The organism is Kitasatospora sp. NPDC098652 (genome assembly GCF_044760155.1).
Classification (GTDB): domain Bacteria; phylum Actinomycetota; class Actinomycetes; order Streptomycetales; family Streptomycetaceae; genus Kitasatospora.
This window is the reverse complement of record NZ_JBIWAQ010000013.1, coordinates 68,192-89,305: the sequence shown is the minus strand read 5'-3', so window position 1 is coordinate 89,305 and position 21,114 is coordinate 68,192. Positions and strand designations below refer to the sequence as shown.

The 21,114-nt window shown below is 73.9% G+C and carries 17 protein-coding genes and 1 riboswitch; of the genes, 9 read left to right on the top strand and 8 right to left on the bottom strand.

Features of this window, described 5'->3' with window-relative positions; all coding sequences use genetic code 11:
• Nucleotides 1–5 precede the first annotated feature (5 nt).
• Together ACIQWA_RS26070 and ACIQWA_RS26065 are read right to left on the bottom strand one after the other, a co-directional pair.
• Complete coding sequence (locus ACIQWA_RS26070; protein WP_402486431.1) at nt 6–2,747, bottom strand: FtsX-like permease family protein; 2,742 nt, start codon at nt 2,745–2,747, stop codon at nt 6–8.
• Nucleotides 2,744–3,523 (bottom strand): ABC transporter ATP-binding protein, encoded by a 780-nt coding sequence (locus tag ACIQWA_RS26065; protein ID WP_402486429.1) that lies wholly within the window; start codon nt 3,521–3,523, stop codon nt 2,744–2,746. Before ACIQWA_RS26065 ends, ACIQWA_RS26070 begins: the two co-directional genes overlap by 4 nt.
• Nucleotides 3,524–3,691: 168 nt before the next feature.
• A riboswitch (M-box (ykoK) riboswitch) is annotated at nt 3,692–3,868 on the top strand.
• A gap of 379 nt (nt 3,869–4,247) precedes the next feature.
• Here ACIQWA_RS26065 and ACIQWA_RS26060 point away from each other — a divergent pair.
• From ACIQWA_RS26060 to ACIQWA_RS26050, 3 genes are all read left to right on the top strand, one after another.
• Nucleotides 4,248–5,933 carry an NRAMP family divalent metal transporter gene (locus ACIQWA_RS26060; RefSeq protein WP_402486771.1) on the top strand — a complete coding sequence of 562 codons (1,686 nt, stop codon included), beginning with the start codon at nt 4,248–4,250 and terminating at the stop codon, nt 5,931–5,933.
• A 148-nt stretch (nt 5,934–6,081) separates the two neighbouring features.
• Nucleotides 6,082–6,816: an MgtC/SapB family protein gene (locus ACIQWA_RS26055; RefSeq protein ID WP_360238666.1), complete on the top strand. Its 735-nt coding sequence runs from the start codon at nt 6,082–6,084 to the stop codon at nt 6,814–6,816.
• A 58-nt stretch (nt 6,817–6,874) separates the two neighbouring features.
• Nucleotides 6,875–7,552: a YoaK family protein gene (locus ACIQWA_RS26050; protein WP_402486426.1), complete on the top strand. Its 678-nt coding sequence runs from the start codon at nt 6,875–6,877 to the stop codon at nt 7,550–7,552.
• A gap of 60 nt (nt 7,553–7,612) precedes the next feature.
• Here the strand turns inward: ACIQWA_RS26050 and ACIQWA_RS26045 are convergent, their stop codons facing one another.
• Complete coding sequence (locus ACIQWA_RS26045; RefSeq protein ID WP_360238670.1) at nt 7,613–8,269, bottom strand: hypothetical protein; 657 nt, start codon at nt 8,267–8,269, stop codon at nt 7,613–7,615.
• Nucleotides 8,270–8,744: 475 nt separating this feature from the next.
• On the opposite strand from ACIQWA_RS26045, the gene ACIQWA_RS26040 reads away from it, so the two are divergent.
• From ACIQWA_RS26040 to ACIQWA_RS26030, 3 genes are all read left to right on the top strand, one after another.
• Nucleotides 8,745–9,269: a PadR family transcriptional regulator gene (locus tag ACIQWA_RS26040; RefSeq protein ID WP_360238672.1), complete on the top strand. Its 525-nt coding sequence runs from the start codon at nt 8,745–8,747 to the stop codon at nt 9,267–9,269.
• 73 nt (nt 9,270–9,342) lie between these two features.
• Nucleotides 9,343–10,029 (top strand): ABC transporter ATP-binding protein, encoded by a 687-nt coding sequence (locus ACIQWA_RS26035; protein ID WP_402486422.1) that lies wholly within the window; start codon nt 9,343–9,345, stop codon nt 10,027–10,029.
• Nucleotides 10,026–12,260: an FtsX-like permease family protein gene (locus tag ACIQWA_RS26030; RefSeq protein WP_402486419.1), complete on the top strand. Its 2,235-nt coding sequence runs from the start codon at nt 10,026–10,028 to the stop codon at nt 12,258–12,260. Before ACIQWA_RS26035 ends, ACIQWA_RS26030 begins: the two co-directional genes overlap by 4 nt.
• 122 nt (nt 12,261–12,382) lie before the next feature.
• On the opposite strand, the gene ACIQWA_RS26025 is transcribed toward ACIQWA_RS26030, so the two are convergent.
• Nucleotides 12,383–12,835 carry an NUDIX hydrolase gene (locus ACIQWA_RS26025; protein WP_402486416.1) on the bottom strand — a complete coding sequence of 151 codons (453 nt, stop codon included), beginning with the start codon at nt 12,833–12,835 and terminating at the stop codon, nt 12,383–12,385.
• A 24-nt stretch (nt 12,836–12,859) separates the two neighbouring features.
• A complete protein-coding gene (locus tag ACIQWA_RS26020; RefSeq protein ID WP_360238700.1) occupies nt 12,860–14,344 on the bottom strand; it encodes an SDR family NAD(P)-dependent oxidoreductase in 1,485 nt (494 codons plus the stop codon).
• Nucleotides 14,345–14,647: 303 nt separating this feature from the next.
• Between ACIQWA_RS26020 and ACIQWA_RS26015 the strand changes: the two genes are divergently transcribed.
• Nucleotides 14,648–16,087 carry a GuaB1 family IMP dehydrogenase-related protein gene (locus ACIQWA_RS26015; protein ID WP_360238680.1) on the top strand — a complete coding sequence of 480 codons (1,440 nt, stop codon included), beginning with the start codon at nt 14,648–14,650 and terminating at the stop codon, nt 16,085–16,087.
• A gap of 13 nt (nt 16,088–16,100) precedes the next feature.
• On the opposite strand, the gene ACIQWA_RS26010 is transcribed toward ACIQWA_RS26015, so the two are convergent.
• Nucleotides 16,101–16,997, bottom strand: a complete 897-nt coding sequence (locus ACIQWA_RS26010; protein WP_402486412.1) for a DUF5995 family protein — start codon at nt 16,995–16,997, stop codon at nt 16,101–16,103.
• A gap of 271 nt (nt 16,998–17,268) precedes the next feature.
• Between ACIQWA_RS26010 and ACIQWA_RS26005 the strand changes: the two genes are divergently transcribed.
• Complete coding sequence (locus ACIQWA_RS26005; protein WP_402486409.1) at nt 17,269–18,111, top strand: poly-gamma-glutamate hydrolase family protein; 843 nt, start codon at nt 17,269–17,271, stop codon at nt 18,109–18,111.
• 84 nt (nt 18,112–18,195) lie between these two features.
• Here the strand turns inward: ACIQWA_RS26005 and ACIQWA_RS26000 are convergent, their stop codons facing one another.
• Entirely contained in the window at nt 18,196–18,582 is a 387-nt protein-coding gene (locus ACIQWA_RS26000; protein WP_402486407.1) for a DUF3224 domain-containing protein, read from the bottom strand.
• A gap of 157 nt (nt 18,583–18,739) precedes the next feature.
• The gene (locus tag ACIQWA_RS25995; protein ID WP_402486404.1) at nt 18,740–19,828 is read right to left on the bottom strand and encodes a PP2C family protein-serine/threonine phosphatase; all 1,089 of its coding nucleotides are present in this window, start codon (nt 19,826–19,828) and stop codon (nt 18,740–18,742) included.
• Between the two features lie 177 nt (nt 19,829–20,005).
• Between ACIQWA_RS25995 and ACIQWA_RS25990 the strand changes: the two genes are divergently transcribed.
• Nucleotides 20,006–20,953, top strand: a complete 948-nt coding sequence (locus tag ACIQWA_RS25990; protein WP_402486402.1) for an RluA family pseudouridine synthase — start codon at nt 20,006–20,008, stop codon at nt 20,951–20,953.
• Nucleotides 20,954–21,114 lie beyond the last annotated feature (161 nt).

The window sequence follows — 21,114 nt, the reverse complement described above, 5'->3', positions numbered from 1 at the left end:
ACGACTCAGGACAGCCGCCGCCCCAGCGGCACCCTGGAGCGGGTGAACAGCGCCGCGAGCAGCCCGGCCACCACCGGCAGCACCAGGACCACCAGCAGCAGTTCCCCCCAGGGCGCGGTGAGCAGCATCGGCTTCGAACCGAACCCGCTGGCCCGGGACTTCAACAGCCCCACCGCCGGGACGAAGCCGTTCGCCGCCCCGAGCAGCGCCCCGAGCAGCGCGATCAGTGCGCACTGCAGGCCCGCCATGGTCCGGCGGATCCGCGGCGGTGCGCCGACCGCGGCCAGGGTGGCCTGGTCCTGCCGGGAGTCGGCGGCCGCGAGCCCGGTGGCGATCCCGGCCGCGCCGAGCACGACCAGTCCGGCGAAGCCGCTGAGCGCGAGGGTGAGCGCGTCGCTCTTGGGCTGGTAGCCGCGCTCGACGTCCAGCTCGGCGTAGTGGTCCAGCCGGGCGGCGGCGGCCGCGGCCCGCTGCTGGGCCTTGCGGTCGGGCGGGGTGGCCGGTCGCCAGACGGCGCCCTGGGGTGCCGAGGCGAGGCCGAGCCTGCTCAGCGCCGTGGTCGGCAGCAGGCCCTGGGCGTAGCGGGCGGCGTCCGGGTCGTCGACCAGCACCGCGTCCACCGGGACTTCCTGGAGGTCGGGCTTGGGGACCTGCCCGGGCTGCAGCGGGGCGCCGCCGCCCCCGCGCAGCAGCAGCACGGCCTTGCCGTCGGCGCCGATCAGCGACCGGTCGAAGACCAGCAGCTTCCCGGCGGCCAGCGCCTGTTCGGCCGCCTGGTCCCGCACGTCGAACAGGTTGTGCAGGACGGTGGCGTCCCCGGTGGCGAGGTGCGGGATCGCCGCGAGCCGGCGCGGCTCCACCGGGCCCTTGAGGGTGACGGTGCTGGAGCAGTTGTCGCAGAACTTGTAGAGGGCCTGGCCGACTTCGGCGCGCGGGCCGAGCCCGGAGAGCTGCTTCTCCACCTCGGCCAGCAGCTGGGCGGACTGTGGGCCCTCCCGGTGGCTGATCAGCTGGACGGCGCCGTACGGGGCCTCCGGCCGGTAGTCGCGCCGGTTCTCGGCGTCCGTGCTGGTGCTGTACACCCCGATGGCGACGGCTCCGGCCACGGCGGCCATCACCGCGGCGACGGCCGGTGCGGTGCGGGAGCGGTTGCGGGCGGAGTCGCGCAGCGCCAGCCGGGGGCCGAGCGGCAGCCGCCCCGCGAGCCGGCCGAACAGGGCGACCAGGACGGGGGTGCAGGCGAGCAGTCCGAGTTCGGCGCAGACCGAGCCGACCAGCACGGTGAGGGTGCGGGCGTCGTAGGTGCTGACCACGGGCGAGCCGTGCTGGACGGCGCCCGCGCCGTACATCGCGATCGCGCCGCCGCCGAGGAGCAGCGCCACGCCGAGCACGGTGACCAGGCGGTTGGGCGACCGGACGGTGTCCCGCCCGGTGAGGCCGGCGGTGACGCTGCGCCGGGCGGCCTGCCAGGCCGGCAGTGCGGCCGCGAGCAGGGCGGTGACCACGCCGATCCCGCCGATGGCCAGTAGGTCCGCCGGGGGGAGGGCGAAGTGGCCGAAGCGGGCGCCGCCGACCTCCTCGATCACCGACCGCAGCGCGGCGACCAGTCCGGTGCCGACCGCCACACCGAGGGCCGCCCCGGCCAGGCCGAGCACCAGGCCGCCGCCGAGCACCACCGCGCCGATGTGGGTGCGCCGGCCGCCCGCGGCGCCGAGCAGCGCGAGCTGGCGGCGGGAGCGGCGGGCGCCGACCGCGAAGGCCGGTCCGGCGAGCAGGGCGACCTCCAGCAGCCCCATGCCGGTGACGGTGGCGACCACGACCTTGGTGCTGTTGCCGCCGGCGGGGTCGCGGTAGACGGTGGAGTCCCGGTAGTAGGGGACGGCGCCGTACGGCGGTGGGTCGAGCGCGACGGTGCGCGCGGTGAGGGTGTAGCCGTGGGCGTTGAACGACTGGACGGTGGCCCAGTCCAGGGTGGCCCCGCCCGGGAGGTGCACCAGCCAGGAGCTGTGGTTGGTGCGGCCCTGCCCGGGGGCGGGCTGTCCGGGTTCCGCCGCGGCGGCCAGTTGGTCGAGCAACTCGCCAGGCCGGGCGATGAGTTCGACCCGGTTGAGGTCGTCCGGGTACTCCACCAGGCCGGTGATGCGGAAGGTGGTCCGCTCCAGTCCCTGGACGGTGGTGTCGCTGCCGAGCCTGAGCCCGGAGTGGTCCAGGAAGGCCTGGGTGACGGCGAGTTCGTGCGGTGCGCCGGGTGCGCGGCCCTTGACCAGGTCGACCCGGCCGCGCCAGACCGGGTCGCCCAGGTCGGCCTCGGCGGTGAGGGTGCGGACCAGGCCCTCGGGTGAGCTCGCGCCGGTCTCCGGACCGGTCCGGACCGGGGTGAGCGCGCTGCCGGGCGGCAGCAGCGAGCCGACCAGGGCGGTCGGGTCGGTGCTCGCGCCCTTGAGCTGCTCGGGCGTGGGCTGTTGCCCGGGCCGCGGCTGGACGGCGAACGCGCCGTCCTCGGCGATCGGGGCCTGTTCGACGGCCTGGCCCGGGCTGACCGCGGTGACCAGCGCGTCCGCGCCGCCCACCACCCGCTCGACCCGCTCGGCGGGGGACAGCCGGCCGCTGCGGTGGACCACGTCGGCGCCGGTGACGCCGAGCACGGGCAGCGCGATCATGGCCACGATCAGGGCGCTGCGCCCCTTGGCCCGCAGGGCGTCGCGCCGGGCGATCCGCAGCGCGAGCTTCCACGCTCCGAACCTCATCGGGCCACCTCGCCGAAGGAGCCGAAGGAGTGGGAGCGGTGGACGGCGGCCTGGCAGCTGCCGGAGCGGCGTCCGACGCTCTCCGAGGCGACCGCGCCGTCCCGCAGGTGGACCACCCGGTCGGCCCAACTGGCGTGCGAGGCCTCGTGGGTGACCATCATGGCGGCTGCCCCGGCGTCGCAGCGGGCGCGCAGTACGGCGAGCACGGCGTCGCCGGTGGCGGAGTCGAGCGCCCCCGTGGGTTCGTCGGCGAGGACGAGGCGGCGTTCGCCGATCAGGGCGCGGGCGATGGCGACGCGCTGCTGCTGGCCGCCGGACATGTCGTCGGGGAAGCGGTCGGCCAGCTCGCCGATGCCCAGTTCCTCCAGGGCGGCGAGGGCCTCCCGGCGGGCGGTGCGTCCGGAGACGCCGTCGAGTTCGCGCGGCAGCGCGATGTTCTCGGCGGCGGTGAGCGCCGGGATCAGGTTGTAGTCCTGGAAGACGTAGCCGACGGAGCGCCGCCGCAGGTCGGCGAGCTTGCCCCGGCTGAGGCCGCCGAGGGTCACGCCCTCGACCAGCACCTCGCCGCCACTGGGCAGGTCCAGCCCGCCGGCCAGGGTGAGCAGGGTCGACTTGCCTGAGCCGGAGGGCCCCATCACGGCGACGAACTCGCCGGCGTGGACGGTCAGGTCGACCTCGCGCAGGGCGTGCACCTCGGCGGCGCCGCGGCCGTGCACCCGGGAGACCCCGGCCAGCTGCAGGACGGGCGCGGGTCGGCTCGGATCGATGTGGGACATGGTTCCCCCTCGTGAGCTGTTCAGCTGCATATGTCGGTGAACTATATATGCCGGTGGGGGATGAGCAAGTCGCCGCAGGTTTGGTCAAGGTTCTACAAAGCTGTCGAAGATCAGCCGAAAAGGTGACTCGGGGTCGCCGTGCCGGGTCTATGCTTTGGGAGGTTTGAAAAGGCACCTCGTTCGGTGAGGCGTCTTCACGGACACAGGCCACTGACCCGACGACGTCGAGAGACGCCCAGGTTCAGGACAGGTCTTCCCGAGTTAAGGGTTGATCCCAAGTGGCTTCCGGCCGATCCGGCTGGACACGCCGTGGAGTGCCAAAGCTCTGACGAGTTGGGGTGTACCGGTCGTCGAAGACCGGTGTGCTCCTTGCCGTGTCGTGATGCGGCGCACAGACGGTGCGCCCCCGACCGGGAGGAGGCGAGAGACATGGACTGCGATAGTCCGGGCCACAGTAGCCCCTACCTCCGCATGCTCTCGAACACCTCCGGCACGCGGTAACAACCCTTCCCTGCGCGTTCACCCGACGCTTCGTCCTGCGCTCAACCATGCCCGGACGCAGGTCGACTGACGCGTCGTCAGCATCATCGTGCCCGCACGGCCGCCGCCGCTCAGCGTCGCCGTACGGCCGTGGATGCCGTGCGCCCGCAGGGAGGCTTGCCGCTGCGTGCCCCCTGACGCCCCCTCAAGGTAGGGGGAGGGAGGCCCCGCCATGACCAACGTGATGCTGGACCCGAAGGTCCCCACCGCCGCCACCGCCCCCGCGGCGCCCGTCGCTCCCGCAGCGCCCGTCGCGCCCGCCAAGTCCGCCGTGCTGGACGAGGCCCACGTCGGCGACATCAAGGGCGCGCTCGGCACCATCCGGCTCGACGACACCACCCCCCGCCACGGACTCTCCGCCCGGCTCAAGACCCTGCTGGCGATCGTCGGCCCCGGCCTGATCGTGATGGTCGGCGACAACGACGCCGGCGCCTTCTCCACCTACGGCCAGGCCGGCCAGAACTACGGCACCCAGCTGCTGTGGACACTGCTCCTGCTCGTCCCGGTGCTGTACGTCAACCAGGAGATGGTGCTGCGGCTGGGCGCGGTCACCGGCGTCGGCCACGCCCGGCTGATCCTGGAGCGGTTCGGCAGGTTCTGGGGCGCGTTCAGCGTCATCGACCTCTTCCTGCTCAACGCCCTCACGCTGGTCACCGAGTTCATCGGCGTCACCATGGCGGCCGGGTACCTGGGCCTGCCCAAGGTCCTCTCCGTGGTCCTGGCGGCGGCGATCATCATCGCCTCGGCCTTCACCGGCTCCTTCCAGCGCTTCGAGCGGGTCGCCATCACGCTCTGCGTCGGCTCGCTGCTGCTGGTCCCGATCTACTTCATGGTCCACCCCAAGACCTCGCAGATGGCGCACGACTTCGTGACGCCGCAGATGCCCGGCGGTGCCGGCCAGCTCGCGGCCGTCATGATGGTCATCATCTCGATCGTCGGCACCACCGTCGCCCCCTGGCAGCTGTTCTTCCAGCAGTCGTACGTCATCGACAAGCGGATCACCCCGCGTTTCATGAAGTACGAGAAGGTCGACCTGTGGATCGGCATCGCGATCGTGATCATCGGCGCCGCCGCGCTGATCGGCCTCACGGCGGCGGCCTTCGCCGGCACCGACGGCTTCGGCCAGTTCTCCGACACGGCCGCCGTCGCCAAGGGCATCGAGGACAAGGCCGGCCACCTGGCGGGCGTACTGTTCGCCATCGCCCTGCTGGACGCCTCGATCATCGGCGCCTTCGCCGTCTCGCTCTCCACCGCTTACGCCATCGGCGACGTCTTCGGCATCAAGCACTCCCTGCACCGCGGGGTCAAGGGCGCCAAGGGCTTCTACGCCGTCTACGCCGGACTGGTGGCCGTCGCCGCGACGATCACCCTGCTGTCCAACGGCTACACCCAGGGCCTGATCACCCAGTTCGTCCAGGTGCTGGCCGGGGTGCTGCTGCCCTCCGCCACCGTCTTCCTGCTGCTGCTCTGCAACGACAAGGCCGTGCTCGGCCCCTGGGCCAACGGGCCCCGGACCAACGCCTTCACCTCCACGGTGGTCGGCGTCCTGGTGATGCTCTCGCTGATCCTGACCGCCTCGGTGGTCTGGCCGGACATCAGCTCGGACGCGATCCTGTGGATCATGGGCAGCTGCGGCATGGTCGGGGTCCTGGTCGCGGGCTACTTCTTCACCGCCGGCCGTACCGGCACCAAGGAGGACCCCATCGACCGCACCGGCCGGGAGGACTGGCGGATGCCCCCGCTGGAGACGCTGGGCCAGCCGGTGATGTCCACCGCCCGCAAGGTCGGCATGGGCGCCCTGCGCGCCTACCTGCTGATCGCGATGGTCATGGTCATCATCAAGGTCGTCCAGACCGCGCTCAACCACTGAGCCGCCGAGCGGAGCCCGTACGGACGGGTGGCGGGCAGCGGCTCGCCACCCGTGCGTTCCTACTGCCTCCGTTCCCCCGGCCCGTGCTTCCCGTGATCCCTGTGGTCCCTTACTTCCCCTGCTGCAATCCCTTGGAGGAGGTGCCGTCGTGCACACCCTGACCACCGTCGAGTTCCTGGTCCGGCTCGCCACCGGCGTCGCCTGCGGCGCGCTGATCGGCATCGAGCGCCAGTGGCGGGCCCGGATGGCCGGCCTGCGGACCAACGCCCTGGTCGCCGCCGGCGCCACCCTGTTCGTCCTGTACAGCGAGGCGGTCGGCGACACCGGCAGCCCCACCCGGGTCGCCTCCTACGTGGTCTCCGGCATCGGCTTCCTCGGCGGTGGCGTGATCCTGCGCGACGGGGCCGGTGTACGCGGCCTCAACACCGCCGCCACGCTGTGGTGTTCGGCCGCGGTCGGGGTGCTGGCCGCCTCCGGCAAGCTGGAGCTCGCCGCCCTCGGCACCTTCGCGGTGCTCGCCGTCCACCTGGTGCTGCGCCCGGCCGGCCGGCTGCTCGACCGCTCCCCGCAGTCCGGCAGCGACCCGGACTCCACCGTCCGGGCCACCGTCCACGTGGAGTGCGACCGCAAGTCCGAGACCCACATCCGCGCCCTGCTGCTCCAGGCCCTGACCGCCTCGGGCCTCGCCCCGACCGGCCTGCGCGCCCGCCGCACCGAGGAGGGCGACGCCACCAGCCTGCGGGCCACCGTGGCGATCGGCGGGCAGGTGGCCCCCGCGCTGGAGCAGGTCGTCAGCCGGCTTTCGCTGGAGCCCGGCGTCCGGGACCTGCACTGGCACCTGGACGACGAGTCGGACGACCCGGGCAGCCCTGCGCTCGCCTGAGCACGCCGAGGTAGTAGAACGGACGGACCGTCACACGTACCCTCCGGGAGGCCGTCCGATGCTGAAAGCCGACCCCGAGCACGGGCCGTTGGTGCCGATGCTGCTGGTGCTGACGCTGGTCACCGGGGTGGTGGACGCGGTCAGCTACCTGGAGCTCGGACACGTCTTCGTCGCCAACATGACCGGCAACGTGGTCTTCCTCGGCTTCGCCCTGGCCGGTGCCCCCGGCCTGTCCGCCACCGCCTCGCTGGCCGCCCTGGCCGCCTTCGTGCTCGGCGCCCTGGCCGGCGGCCACCTGGCCCGGCACCTGCCCGGCCACCGGGGGCACCTGCTGACCGCCGCCGTCGCCGCCCAGGCGGTGCTCGTCGCCGTGAGCACCGTCCTCGCGGCCGTGCTCGGCCACGGCTCCGACCCCGCCCGCTACACCCTGATCGGGCTGCTCGCCCTCGCCATGGGCGGCCAGAACGCGGTGGTCCGCGCGCTCAAGGTCCCCGACCTCACCACCACCGTGCTCACCATGACCATCACCGCCCTCGCCGCGGACCGCACCGGACCGCGGCGGCTCGCCTCGACGGTGTGGATGTTCGCCGGGGCCCTCCTCGGTGCCGTACTGGTCCTGCACGCCGCCGTCCCGGTTGCGCTGGGCCTGGCGCTCGCCCTGCTGGCCGCGGTCGCCGTCCTCACCCATCACGCCGCCAAGCCCGTCCCGGCTCCGGCCTGGACGGCGCGCCGCTGACGGCTCCGGACCTTGCTCGGCCCCCCTGAACGGACGGTGGCGTGAGCGGACCGGCCTCGTTCACTCCTCCCGGCGGTGCCCGGCGCGGCCGCTCCAGAGCGGCTCCAGCCGGGCCCACTCGGCGGTCCAGCCGGCCTCGGCCCGGCGGTTGAGCGCGCTCAGGCGCAGCCGCAGCGCGAAGGCGATCAGGGCGGACAGCGCGAGCAGCGCGCCGGCGCCGGTGCAGGCCGCGGAGACGGCGAGGGCGGCGCGGTCGAGCGGGGGATTGGCGGGGTTGCCGGCCGGGTCGACCCAGACCTGGACGACGCCGCCGACGGTGGGTGAGCCGGAGGCCTCGACGGTGCCGGTGTGCGGGGTGGCCCCGGGGTAGGTCCAGGCGGCCTCGACCTCCACCTGGTTGCCGTAGCCGCCGGAGAACCGGCTGGTGGGGGCCGAACCGCGGTTGGGCCCGGCGGTCACCACGGCGTCGATCCGGTGCAGCCGAGTCCGGTTGGTGTCGGCCTGCGGGGCGGTGGCGCGGAAGAGCAGCAGCGCGCCGCCGACGGAGAGGGCGGCGGCCAGCAGCCCGCCGACGACGGTGAGCAGCCAGGCGCGGGCGCGGGACCGGTCGAGCGGGCGGGCCAACGGTTCGTGCCGGGCACCGAAGGCCCGCCGCAGCTGACGGCCGGTTCGCCGCGGGAGCGACGCCGATCGGGCCGGGCGGGGTGTGCTGGACACGCTGAGGTCTCCTCAAGGACGCGGGCGCGTACGGGGTTTCGTTACCCAATCTCCACCCGACCGCCCCCCTCGCACAAGACCGGGGTGTGCGGGCGGTGCCGGTCCACCCGGTTCGACCCGATTCGCCCTGGCCGAGCCCCTGGCTGAGCCCAAGCCAAGCCCTGACCGAGCCCTGACCGAGCCCGGGCCGAGCCCCGGACCACCAGGCCCGCCGGGCCCGGTCCACCCGGGACGTTCGGCCCTCGGCAGCGGCCGCCGGGCCGGGCAGGCTGGACTCCGGCCGCGCCCTCCGTGCCTGGGTGCGGCCCGGGTCCGGCGACCGTGGGGGTACCGGGCCGTGCCGCGGCGGAGCAGGGGGCGGTCGTGGGGGCCGCCTCCTGCTCCTCCCTGTCGAGGAGTTGACGTTCCACCAGGTCAGCGGCTTGTTCTCGCCGGATATACACTCGGTGTATATCCCTGGTGTATGGTCCTCCGCATGAGTGTTCCTTTGACCCTCCTCGGGCTGCTGGAGCGGGAGCCGAGCCACGGCTACGACCTCAAGCGCGACTACGACTCACTCTTCGGCCGGGGCAAGCCCCTCCCGTACGGCCAGGTCTACGCGACCCTCGGCCGACTGGCCCGCGACGGCAAGGTGATGGCCGGTGAGGCCGAGCCGGGCGACGGGCCCGAGCGCAAGCGCTACGTCATCACCGAGACCGGGGCGACCGAGTTCGAAACCTGGCTCCAGGAGCCGGTCGCCCCCGAACCCACCCTGCAGTCCGTGCTGTTCACCAAGGTGGTGCTGGCCCTGCTGCTCGGCCGTGACGCCGAGCTGTACCTGGACACCCAGCGCGCCGCCCACCTGCGCCGGATGCGCGAACTCACCGAACTGCGCCGCACCGGCGCCCTGGTGGACGCCCTCCTGGCCGACCACGGCCTGTTCCACCTGGAGGCCGACCTGCGCTGGATCGACCTCACCGCCGCCCGGCTGGACGCGCTCGCCGCGGAGGTGCGCGCATGAGTGAACGGAGTGAGCGAATCATCAAGAGGTGCGAGTTGCGCGAAGCGCCCGCCGAGCGAAGCGAGGCGGGCGCATGACCGCCGTCATCGAGGCCCGCGACCTCGCCCTCGCCTTCGGCGAGACGCCCGCCCTGCGCGGGGCGAGCCTGTCCGTCCGGGCCGGCGAGGTGCTCGCCGTCATGGGCCCAAGCGGCTCGGGCAAGTCGACGTTACTCCACTGCCTGGCCGGCATCCTGGTGCCCGACGCCGGCGAGGTGCTGTTCGACGGGCAGCGCCTGGACCGGATGAGCGAGGCCCAGCGCAGCGCCCTGCGCCGCGACAAGTTCGGCTTCGTCTTCCAGTTCGGCCAGCTGGTACCGGAGTTGACGGCCGAGGAGAACGTGGCCCTGCCGCTGCTGCTGAACGGCGTCCGCCGGGGCTCCGCGCTGGCCGAGGCCCGCCCCTGGTTCGCCCGGCTCGGCCTGGACGGCCTGGAGCAGCGCCGCTCCGGCGAGCTCTCCGGCGGCCAGGCCCAACGCGTGGCGCTGGCAAGGGGGTTGGTGGCCCGGCCGAGAGTGCTGTTCGCCGACGAGCCGACCGGCGCGCTGGACTCGCTGACCGGCGAGCAGGTGATGGAGCTGATGGTCGCCTCGGCCCGCGAGCAGGGCACCACCGTCATCCTGGTCACCCACGAACCGCGGGTCGCCGCCTACGCCGACCGCGAGGCGATCGTCCGCGACGGCCAGGCCCGTACGCTCTCCACCGGATCGGTGGCCCCGTGATCCGCTTCTCGCTCCGACTGGCCGTCAGCGGCGGCCGGGAGGCCGTGGCCCGGTTGCTGATGATCGCTGCGGCGGTGGCGATCGGGGTCGGGCTGCTGCTGTCGGTGCTCTCCAGCATCAACGCGATCGACCGCAGCAACGCCCGGCAGACCTGGATGAACACGGGTGCCAAGGGCGCGACCGCGGCAGCCCCGGCGGACCCGCTCTGGTGGCACGCGCGGATGGACTACTACCAGGGGAACAGCGTCTTCCAGGCCGAACTCGCCCCGACCGGTCCCCACCCGCCGGTGGTGCCCGGCCTGAGCCGGCTTCCCGCGCCAGGCGAGTACTACGCCTCCCCGGCGCTCGCGAAGCTGCTGCGCGAGACCCCGGCCGTCGAACTGGGCGACCGCTTCCCGGGCCGCCAGGTCGGCACCCTCGGTGAGGAAGCGCTGCCCTCCCCGGACACCCTCGCGGTGGTCATCGGCCGCACCGCCGACGAGGTCCGGGCGATGCCCCGGGCCACCACCGTCACCAGCATCGCCACCAAGCTGCCCACCGACTGCGAGTACGGCTGCTACGGCGCCGGCGTGCACGGGGACGCGCTCGTCCTGGTGCTCACCGTGGTGGCCGCCGCGCTGATCTTCCCGGTGCTGATCTTCATCGGCACCGCCACCCGACTGTCCGCCGCCACCCGCGAGCAGCGCTACGCCGCGATGCGGCTGGTGGGGGCCACACCGGGCCAGGTGTCGGTGATCTCGGCGGTGGAGTCCGCGGTGGCGGCGGTGGCCGGTACGGTCCTCGGCTTCGGCCTGTACTTCGCGTTGAAGCCGCTGGCGGCCGACGTGCCGTTCACCGGTGACCGGTTCTTCGCCACCGATCTCTCGCTGAGCCTGCCGCAGGCCGTCGGTGCGGCGCTGGGCGTGCCGCTGGCGGCCGCGCTCGCCGCCCGGTTCGCGCTGCGCCGGGTCACCGTCTCGCCGCTCGGGGTCTCCCGCCGGGTCACCCCGAAGCCGCCGAGCCCCTGGCGGCTGGCGCCGCTGGTGGCCGGTCTCGCCGAGCTCGGCTACTTCGTCGGCGACCACCCGAGGACCACCGACGGGCAGTCCTTGGCGTACCTGACCGGCTTCGTCCTGGTGATGCTCGGTCTGGTGATCGCCGGTCCCTGGCTCACCAGGGCCACCGCCCGGGCGGTGGCCCGGCGGACCAGTCGGCCGGCCTCGCTGATCGCGATGCGCCGCCTGTCGGACGATCCACGGGCGGGCTTCCGCTCGGTCGCCGGCCTGGTGCTCGCCCTGTTCGTGACCACCGCGACCCTGGGCATCATGACCACCATCAACGTGAACCGGGGCTCGCTCGACGGCGCCCCCGAGGTCCGCAAGGCGGTCGTGGCCACCCCGCTGCTCGGCCCGGAGCGGTCCGCCGTGCTCCCCTCGGTGCCCGACGGGGTGATCGCGCGGGCCCGGGCCGTCCCCGGCTTCGAGGGGATGGCGCTGCTGCACGACAACCCGGCCGGGATCGGTGCGTCGCGGTACGGCCGGGAACGGATCGTGCCCGTCCTGGTCCGCTGCTCGGAACTGGCGCAGATCCCTGCCGTCGGCCACTGCGCCCCCGGGGCCGAAGTCGCGGCCGTCGACCGGAACGGCGTCCTGGACCTCCAGGCGCACCCGGAGAAGGAGTGGCCGGCGGCGCCGCTCTCCGCCGAGGAGTCCGCCGCCCTCCCGGTGTTCATCGTCTACGCGACCACCGACGGCCCCCAGGCGGCCAAGGAGCAGTTGCGGACCCTGTTCACCGAGGCGTTCCCGGCGTACGTGACCAGGATGGCCGACGACTACTCCTCCGAGGGGCAGCGGAAGCTCCAGGGCTGGCGGCAGCTGGCCAACGTGGTGCTGCTGACCACGCTGCCGGTCGCCGGGTGCAGCCTCGCGGTGAGCGTCGTCGCCGGACTGTCCGACCGCAGAAGGCCGTTCGCGATGCTCCGGCTGACCGGTGCGCCGCTGCGGCTGCTGCGCCGGGTGGTCGGACTGGAGAGCGCGCTGCCGCTGCTGGTGGTCTCGGCGCTCGCGATCGGGACGGGCTTCGCCGCGGCGGCGATGTTCCTCAAGTCCCAGATGGACTACGCCCTGGCCTCGCCGGGCCTGACGTACTACGGACTGACCGGCTTCGGTCTGGTCGCCTCGCTGGGCATCATCGCCTCGACCCTGCCGCTGCTGCGGCGGATCACCGGGCCGGAGGCGGCCCGCAACGGCTGAGCGAGGTAGTCGAGTTGACCGCTCCGCCCGGTGCCCCGTCGGGTGGCCCGTCGCTTGCCCTGTCGGGTGCCTCGTCGCCTGCCCCCGCCGGGTGCCTCCGTCGCTTGCCCCGTCGCCCGCGCTCAGCGGGCGACGGGGTAGCCGTGCGTCGTGGGCCGTACCGCCGGGGCATACTGCGGCAGCCAGCTGCCGAGCACCAGCGCGGACGGGTAGAACATCGGCGCCGGGAGCGCGTCCACCGGGAAGCGCTCCCACCCGGCGCACGCGTGCGGCTCGGTGACCAGGGCCTCGGCCAGGCTGGGCGGCGCCAGCACGGCGGCCGTCAGCCGGGGCCGGCCGAGCTCGTGGTCCAGGTGCACGGCGAGCACCCGCATCCGCTCGGCCGGCAGCACGATCCCGGTCTCCTCGGCCAGTTCGCGGGCCGCGGTCCGCTCGAAGGACTCGCCCGGGTCGACCTTGCCGCCGGGCAGGCTCCAGGTCGGCGGTTCGCCGGCCGTGGTGCGGCGGCCGACCAGCACCCGGCCGTCCCCGGTGGGCACGATGATCCCGGCGCCCAGCACCGGTGCGGTCGTCACTTCGCCGTCAGCTCCTTCGGGTGGTCACCAGTTGCCGCGCTCGTAGTCCTTGAGGAAGCAGCCGTACAGGTCCTCGCCGGCCTCGCCGCGCACGATCGGGTCGTACACCCGGGCCGCGCCGTCGACCAGGTCGAGCGGAGCGTGGAAGCCCTCGTCGGCGAGGCGCATCTTGTCCGGGTGCGGCCGCTCGTCGGTGATCCAGCCGGTGTCGACGGCGGTCATCAGGATGCCGTCGGACTCGAACATCTCCTGGGCGCTGGTGCGGGTCAGCATGTTCAGCGCGGCCTTGGCCATGTTGGTGTGCGGGTGGCCGGCGCCCTTGTAGCCGCGCTGGAACACGCCCTCCATGGCGGAGACGTTGACCACGTACTTGCGGCGGGACGCCGAGGCGGCCATCGCCGGGCGCAGTCGGCTGATCAGGATGAACGGCGCGGTGGAGTTGCAGAGCTGGACCTCCAGCAGCTCGACCGGGCCCACCTCGCTCACGGTCTGCACCCAGCTGTTGGTGGGCGCGAGGTCGGGTACCAGGCCGCCGGCGTCGATCGCCGTCCCGGCCTCGATCCGGGCCGGGGTGGCGGAGCCGGTGACCAGCGCGAGCGAGGTGACGTCCTCGGCGGCCAGCCGCTGCTCGCCGCCGCCCGCCTGCTGGGGGAGGGCGGGCAGGTCGACGCTGCCGCTGTTGAAGCGGCCGATCGTGGTGGCCTGCGGCAGCTCGCCGGCGGGCAGCGGGGCGGACTCGGCGTTGACCAGCTCGCGGTAGGACTCCGGCGGCCGGCGCACGGTCTGCGCCGCGTTGTTGATCAGGATGTCCAGCGGGCCGTCGGCGGCGACCTCGTCGGCCAGGGCCATCACCTGGGCGGGGTCGCGCAGGTCGATGCCGATGATCTTGAGTCGGTGGATCCAGTCGGCGCTGTCCGGCATCGCCGTGAAGCGGCGGATCGCGTCGTTGGGGAAGCGGGTGGTGATGGTGGTGTGGGCGCCGTCGCGCAGCAGCATCAGCGCGATGTACATCCCGATCTTGGCCCGGCCGCCGGTGAGCAGCGCGCGCTTGCCGGTGAGGTCGGTCCGGGCGTCCCGGCGGGACCGGTTCAGCACGGCGCACTTCTGGCACAGGTTGTGGTAGAAGGCGTCGACCTCGACGTACCGGGTCTTGCAGGTGTAGCAGGAGCGCGGGCGCTCCAGGATGCCGGCGATCTCAGTGGTGGTGACGGTGGTCAGGCCGAAGGCGCCGGCCGTCTCGTCGTCGATCCGGGTCGGCGCGCCGGTGGCGGTGCGGGCGGTGACCTCGCGGTCGTTCGCGGTCTTGCGGGCCCGGGTCTCCTGGCGGCGGCGCTGCTTGAGCGTCCGGAATATGCCGCCGACGGCCTGGCGCACGGTGATCGCGTCCGGGTGGTCGACGTGCAGCGTGTCGAGCTCGGCGAGCACCTCCAGGCAGAGCTTCAGCCGCTCGGGGTCGAGGCCCGGACCGTAGTCGATCTCCTCCTCGCCTTGACCCTGCTCGATGTCCATCTGCTCGATGCTCACGCCCGCTGCTTTCCCGATCGCCCCGCCGTTACCGCCTGAATGCTACGGGAGCGGCCCAGGCCGGGGCGAAAGCCGGAGCTGGGAGCCGGGTCTTGGAGGATCGCACATGTCTACGCGCGGAGCATTGATCACGCTTTGTGTGCACACCCAGCAATGCTGCTCGAACTGGCATTTGCCCCCACCCTCACGGACAATCGAATGCTGGGTGCCGGGCGCCCGAGTGCGCCCCGGCGGCATCGCCGCAACCGCACCCGAGGTGTACCTTCCCCCAGCCGGAGAGCCCCCTTCATGCGCTTCCTGAACGACCTCAAGCCCTCGTACGACCTGACGTACGACGACGTCTTCATGGTCCCCAGCCGTTCCTCCGTGGGCTCCCGGCAGGCCGTCGACCTCTCCTCGAACGACGGCACCGGCACCACCATCCCGCTGGTCGTCGCCAACATGACCGCCATCGCCGGCCGCCGGATGGCCGAGACCGTCGCCCGCCGCGGCGGCCTGGTCGCCATCCCCCAGGACATCCCCACCGAGGTCATCGCCGAGGTCATCTCCTGGGTCAAGCAGCGCCACCTGGTGGTCGACACCGCGATCACCCTCGCCCCCGGCGCCACCGTCGCCGAGGCCCTCTCGCTGCTGCCCAAGCGCGCCCACGGCGCCCTCGTGGTGGTCGAGGACGACAAGCCCGTCGGCGTGGTCACCGAATCCGACTGCCAGGGCGTCGACCGCTTCACGAGCCTCGCCGACGTGATGTCCCGCGACCTGCTGCTGCTCGACGAGGGCCTCGACCCGCGCACCGCCTTCGACAAGCTCACCGAGGCGCACCGCAAGCTCGCCCCCGTCGTCGACGGCGAGGGCAAGCTGGTCGGCCTGCTGACCCGCAGGAACGCGCTGCGCGCCACCCTGTACACCCCGGCCGTGGACGCGAACGGCAAGCTGCGGATCGCCGCCACCGTCGGCATCAACGGCGACGTCGCGGGCAAGGCCAAGGCGCTCATCGACGCCGGCGCCGACGTGCTCGTCGTCGACACCGCGCACGGCCACCAGGAGAGCATGATCAGCGCGCTGCGCGCCGTGCGCGGCCTGGACCCGCAGATCCCGATCGTGGCCGGCAACGTGGTCTCCGCCGCCGGTGTCCGCGACCTGGTCGAGGCGGGCGCGGACATCCTCAAGGTCGGTGTCGGCCCTGGCGCGATGTGCACCACCCGGATGATGACCGGCGTCGGCCGGCCGCAGTTCTCCGCCGTCCTGGAGTGCGCCGCCGAGGCCCGCCGGCTCGGCAAGCACGTCTGGGCCGACGGCGGCGTGCGCCACCCGCGCGACGTCGCCATGGCGCTGGCCGCCGGCGCCTCCAACGTGATGATCGGCTCCTGGTTCGCCGGGACCTACGAGTCCCCGGGCGACCTCCAGACCGCCGCCGACGGCCGCCAGTACAAGGAGAGCTTCGGCATGGCCTCGGCCCGCGCCGTCAGCAACCGCACCGCCCAGGACTCCTCCTACGACCGGGCCCGCAAGGCGCTGTTCGAGGAGGGCATCTCGCACTCCCGGATGTTCCTCGACCCGGCCCGCCCGGGCGTCGAGGACCTGATCGACTCGATCGTGGCCGGCGTGCGCAGCTCCTGCACCTACGCGGGCGCCAACACCCTGGAGGAGTTCCACGAGAAGGCGATCGTGGGCGTCCAGAGCGCGGCCGGTTACGCCGAGGGCAAGCCGCTGCACTCCAGCTGGGCCTGATCGGCCCGGCGGGCTAGCCGAGCCGGTCGAGCCCGCCCGCGTCCGTACCGTCGGCCGTCCGGTTCCTCGCTTCGGGGAGCCGGGCGGCCGCGGCCGTTCCGGGGCCCGGCCCGCCCTCGCCGTGCCGGTCGTCGGGGTCGGTACGGTCGTCGCGGTCGGTGCGGCCGTCGGTGCGGCCGCTGTGCTCGGTACGGCCGTCGGGGTCGGTACGGTCGTCGCGGTCGGTGCAGCCGCTGTGCTCGGTGCGGCCGTCGCGGTCGTCGTACGGCACCAGTGGGAGCAGCAGCGCGTGGCCGAGCAGCCCGACGGAGCCGTCCAGCATCGTGGCGAAGGCCCGGGAGGCGGCCGAGAGCCCGCGCAGCTCCCAGAGCGCCTGGACGGCGGACCAGGCCCCCTCCCTGGCGGCCTCGACCGACCAGGCGCCGAGCAGGTGGGTGAGCGGCTCGGCGCACCCGGGCAGCTCGGGCCCCGGCAGCAGCTGCTCCCGGACCACCGACTCCACCTCGGCCAGCACCCCGTTGATCCGGTGGTAGTCCTGCTCGACCCCGGCCGGTCCGCAGCCCCGGCGGTGGCACAGCTCCACCACCGCGAGCGGCAGGTCGTGCTGGATGTGGGCGTTCATTCCGGCCAGCGCGAACTGCAGCGGGTGCACGCCCGGGTGGGCGCGCAGCGCGAACAGCGGCCGCCAGCAGGCTGGCGGGTCCTGACCGGCCGCGTCGGCGGCCACGGCCAGCAGGTACCGCCCGGCGAACAGTGCGTCCAGCTCGGCCAATGCCGGCGGATCGGTGAAGTACCCGTCCGCCAGCCGGTCGCGGACCGCCTCAGTGACGGTGAGGTAGAGGCGGTTGAACACCGCCACCCCGTCCGCCAGGGGCAGGGCCGCCGCGATCTCCCGCAGCCGTCCGACCACCTCCTCGACCGACGCCGGCGTGCGGGCCGCAAGCGTGGCGGCCGTTGCTGCAGGGGCTGTTGCGGCAGGGCCTGTCGCTGTGCTGGGCATGTGCCACCCTCCGATGCGGATCGTGCACTGATCGCATCATCGTGGCAGCGTGGTGACAGGCCCGGTGGTCGCGGCGCGCGTCCGCGGAGCCGGTGTCACACGTTCAGGCCGTCCCCACCGCAGTGGGGTGCAGACTTGGTCGTTGCTTTGTGCTGACTTTACCTATGCCCCACCTCCTGTCATGATCCCGAACGTGATCAACCGTCGTACCCTGATCGCCGCGCTCGCCGCGGCCCCGGCCCTCAGCACCCTCGGCGCCGTCGTGGGCAGCACCCCCGCGAGCGCCGCCGACCAGTACCCCTCCAACACCGCGCTGTACTCCGACCCGAGCCTGGTCGAGGGCGTCGACTACGGCCGCCGCTACCGCCGGCACCTGATCGACGACCAGAGCCCGCAGGGCCGTGCGGCGTTCATCCGGACCACCGTCATCGCCCCGCACGGTGGCGGCATCGAGGCCGGCACCTCCGAGCTGTGCCTGGCCGTCGCCGGCTACCACCCCGCCGACCTCGCCCCGACCCCGGCCGCCGGGCCGGTGCACGACTTCTGGATGTTCGAGGGCCTGCGCCCCTCCAACAACAGCGCGCTGCACGTCACCTCGACCCACTGCGACGACACCGTGGTCCGGGCGATGTGCTCCGGCAGCCTCAACGTGCTCTCGCTGCACGGCTGCACCACCGGCCAGGCCGGTCTGGAGGCGGGCGCCCGGGCGGTGCTGGTCGGCGGACTGAACTCCACCCTCCGCCAGTACCTGATGGAGGAGTTCGGCGCAGCGGGCATCCGCGCCGTCACCGCCACGGCGGACGAGGAGATCGCCGGCGTCTCGCCGGAGAACATCTGCAACCGCAGCATGCTCGGCGCAGGTGCCCAGCTGGAGCTGACCACCGAGCTGCGGGCCGCGATGTTCGCCCCCGGGAAGAACACCCGGGCCGAGCGCGCCGCCAACACGCTGCCCCTGTTCTGGAGCTTCGCGACGGCCGTCCGGACCGCGATCCAGCGCCTGGAGGCGACCCAGCCCATCCTCTGAGCAGCGGACACGGGGCGGGCCGCACCGGCCGGGACCGGCCCGGTCCGGACCAGTCCGGCTCGGCCCGCACCGGCCCGCCGGCCGTCAGCCCAGCTCGTACGCCAGCACGTAGGTGTGGGCGCCGGACGCGTCGACGGACAGCCGGAACTCGCCGGTGATCCCGGCCAGCTCACCCGCCCCCGTGCCCGGCACCACGCGTATCGTCACACCCGTGGTGTCCCAGGCCGCGTGCTGCAGCACGAACGAGCCCTTACGCCCGTCCAGTTCGCCCGTCACGTGCTCCACCGCGACGTACGAGGCCGGCCCGCCCGAAGCGTCGCCGACGGACAGCATCCGCACCTCACTGCGACCGCTCAGCCCACCGGTGAAGGTCTTGGCGATCCGCACCCGCCCGAACGCCGCGCCCTCGCGCTGCTCCGTCTCCACCGGCTCGAACGCCGTCACCTCGAACGACCCACTGACCTCGGCCATGACACGCTCCCCTCGTCCGTCCTCAGGCACCGTCGACACGCGCCGCCCGGCACGCATTCCGACCCCTACGGTCGACTCCGGCGACCGTGCGTGAAGCGTTGCACACGGCACTGACAATCGCGTCCGCAGCCGTCTCCGCACTCCCGGCGCCCCCGCCTCAGTGGTCCCAGCGCAGGGCCAGCAGCGCCGCGTCGTCCGCCAGCCCGGCGTCCCCGACCCAGCCCCGGACGTCCGCCAGCACGGCGTCCAGCAGGTCGGCGGGGCTGCTGCCGTGCAGCCCGGGCAGCCGCTCCGCCAGCGGGTAGAACCGGCCCTCGGCGTCCCGGGCCTCGGACACCCCGTCGGTGTGCAGCAGCAACAGGTCGCCCGGGCCCGGATCGAAGCGGCAGGTCGAGTAGTCCTCGCCGGTCAGCTCGCGCAGGCCCAGGGGCGGCGCGGGGACGGCCGGCGCCAGTTCCTCGACCCGGCCCGCCCGGCGCAGCAGCGGCGGCGGGTGGCCGCAGTTCACCACCCGCACCGGCTCCCGGCCGGCCGGTACGTCCAGCAGCAGCGCGGTGGCGAACCGGCCGTCGCCCGGCCGCGCGGTGAGCGCCGCGTCCAGCCGCTCGGCGAGCCGCCCGGGGTCGGGCTCGGTGCGGGCCGCCTCCCGGAACACCCCCAGCACGTCCGCGGCCGTCTCCACTGCCGGGAGCCCGTGGCCCTGCACGTCGCCCAGCAGGATCCGTACCCCGAAGCGGGTCTCCACCACGGCGTACAGGTCCCCGCCGATCCGGGCCTCCGCGGTCGCCGCGACGTACCGCACGGCCAGCCGCAGCGGCCCGATCCGTTCGGCGGGCGGCCGCAGCAGGGCCCGCTGGGCCGCCTCGGCCACCGTCCGGACCTGGTACAGCTGCCGCTCCCGGGCCGCCACCAGCACCACACTGGCGGCACTGGCCAGGGTCGCCGCCAGCACCGTGACCGGCACGCTGATCCGCACCGACAGCGGCAGCTGGGTGTTGTCGGACTCCAGCGCGCCGACCGCCAGCAGCGCCGCCGCGCCGACCAGCAGCGGCACCCGGGCCTTGCGGGTGGTGGCCCCGGCCAGCACCGGGGCCACCGCGAGCAACGGGGACAGGGTCGCTCCGGGGCCGATCGCCAGGGCAGCCACCACGGCGGCGACCAGCAGGACGAGGGCGCCGTACAGCAGCAGCCGGGTCCGCCGTGGCAGGTGCAGCGGCGGAAGCCCGTCCGGGCCGTCGGCGCTCACTCGTTCTCCTCCAGTGGTCGGGAAGCTCCAGGGCCCGAGGGCCTTCGAACCACTTTCCCCGCCCCGCCCCGGGTCAGCACCTCGGCGCGGGGGCGCACCGGCGGCGTGCCGGTGCTCGGACCCTCCCGGCACCTCACCCCGGGGGCGGCCGGGGCGCGCACTAGGCTGGGCCGGGAGATGAGACGCAAGAACCGCCGCCCGGCCTCCCCCCTCCCGCAGCGCCTCGGCGTGGACCCGGTGCACCTGCGGCTGCCCCTGGAGGGCGACTGGCCGACCGTCCGGGAGCACCTGGTCGAGCGGCTGCCCGCAGTGGCGGCGGCGCGGATCGACGTTGCGCTGCGCGCGGGCGAGATCGTCGGCGAGCAGGGCCCGGTCGCCCTCGACGAACCGTTTCGCCCCGGCGCGCACCTGTGGTTCTACCGGGACCTCCCGGCGGAGGTGCCCGTCCCCTTCGAACTGGTGGTGCTGCACCGGGACGAGCACCTGGTGGTGGTCGACAAGCCGCACTTCCTGGCCACCACCCCGCGCGGTCGGCACGTCATCGAGACGGCGCTCTCCCGCTTGCGGCACGCCCTCGACCTGCCCGCGCTCAGCCCCGCCCACCGGATCGACCGGCTCACCGCGGGCCTGGCCATGTTCGTGGTCCGCCCCGAGGACCGCGGCGCCTACCAGACGCTCTTCCGCGACCGGCAGGTGCGCAAGGAGTACCGGGCGGTCGCCCCGTACGACCCGGGCCTGGCGCTGCCGCGAACGGTGCGCAGCCACATCGTCAAGGAGCGCGGGGTGATCGCCGCCCGGGAGCTCGACGCGCCGCCGAACAGCGAGAGCCGGATCGAGCTGCTGGAGCGGCGCGACGGCCTCGGCCACTACCGGCTGCGGCCGCTCAGCGGGCGCACCCACCAGCTGCGGCTGCACATGAGCGGCCTCGGCGTGCCGATCCTCGGTGACCCGGTCTACCCGGTGGTGCTGCCCGAGCCGGCTCCGGACGACTTCCGCCGGCCGCTGCAACTGCTGGCCTCGACGGTCGAGTTCACCGATCCGCTGACGGGCCGGGAGCGGCGCTTCGAGAGCCGCCGCACGCTCGCCGCGTGGGACGACCCGTCCGGCTGGGCGGCCGGGGGCTGACCGGCCGTCGGGGGTGCGGGCCGCCCGGGTCGACCTTCCGCCGGGGGCGGGCCACCTGTGGTCCCGGTCCTAGGTCCGGCTGGCGGTCTAGGACGAACGGAGGGCCGGGTCCCGGTCCCGGGGGCCGATCCGCGGCCCGCCCGGTGGCGCGATGGTTGGGC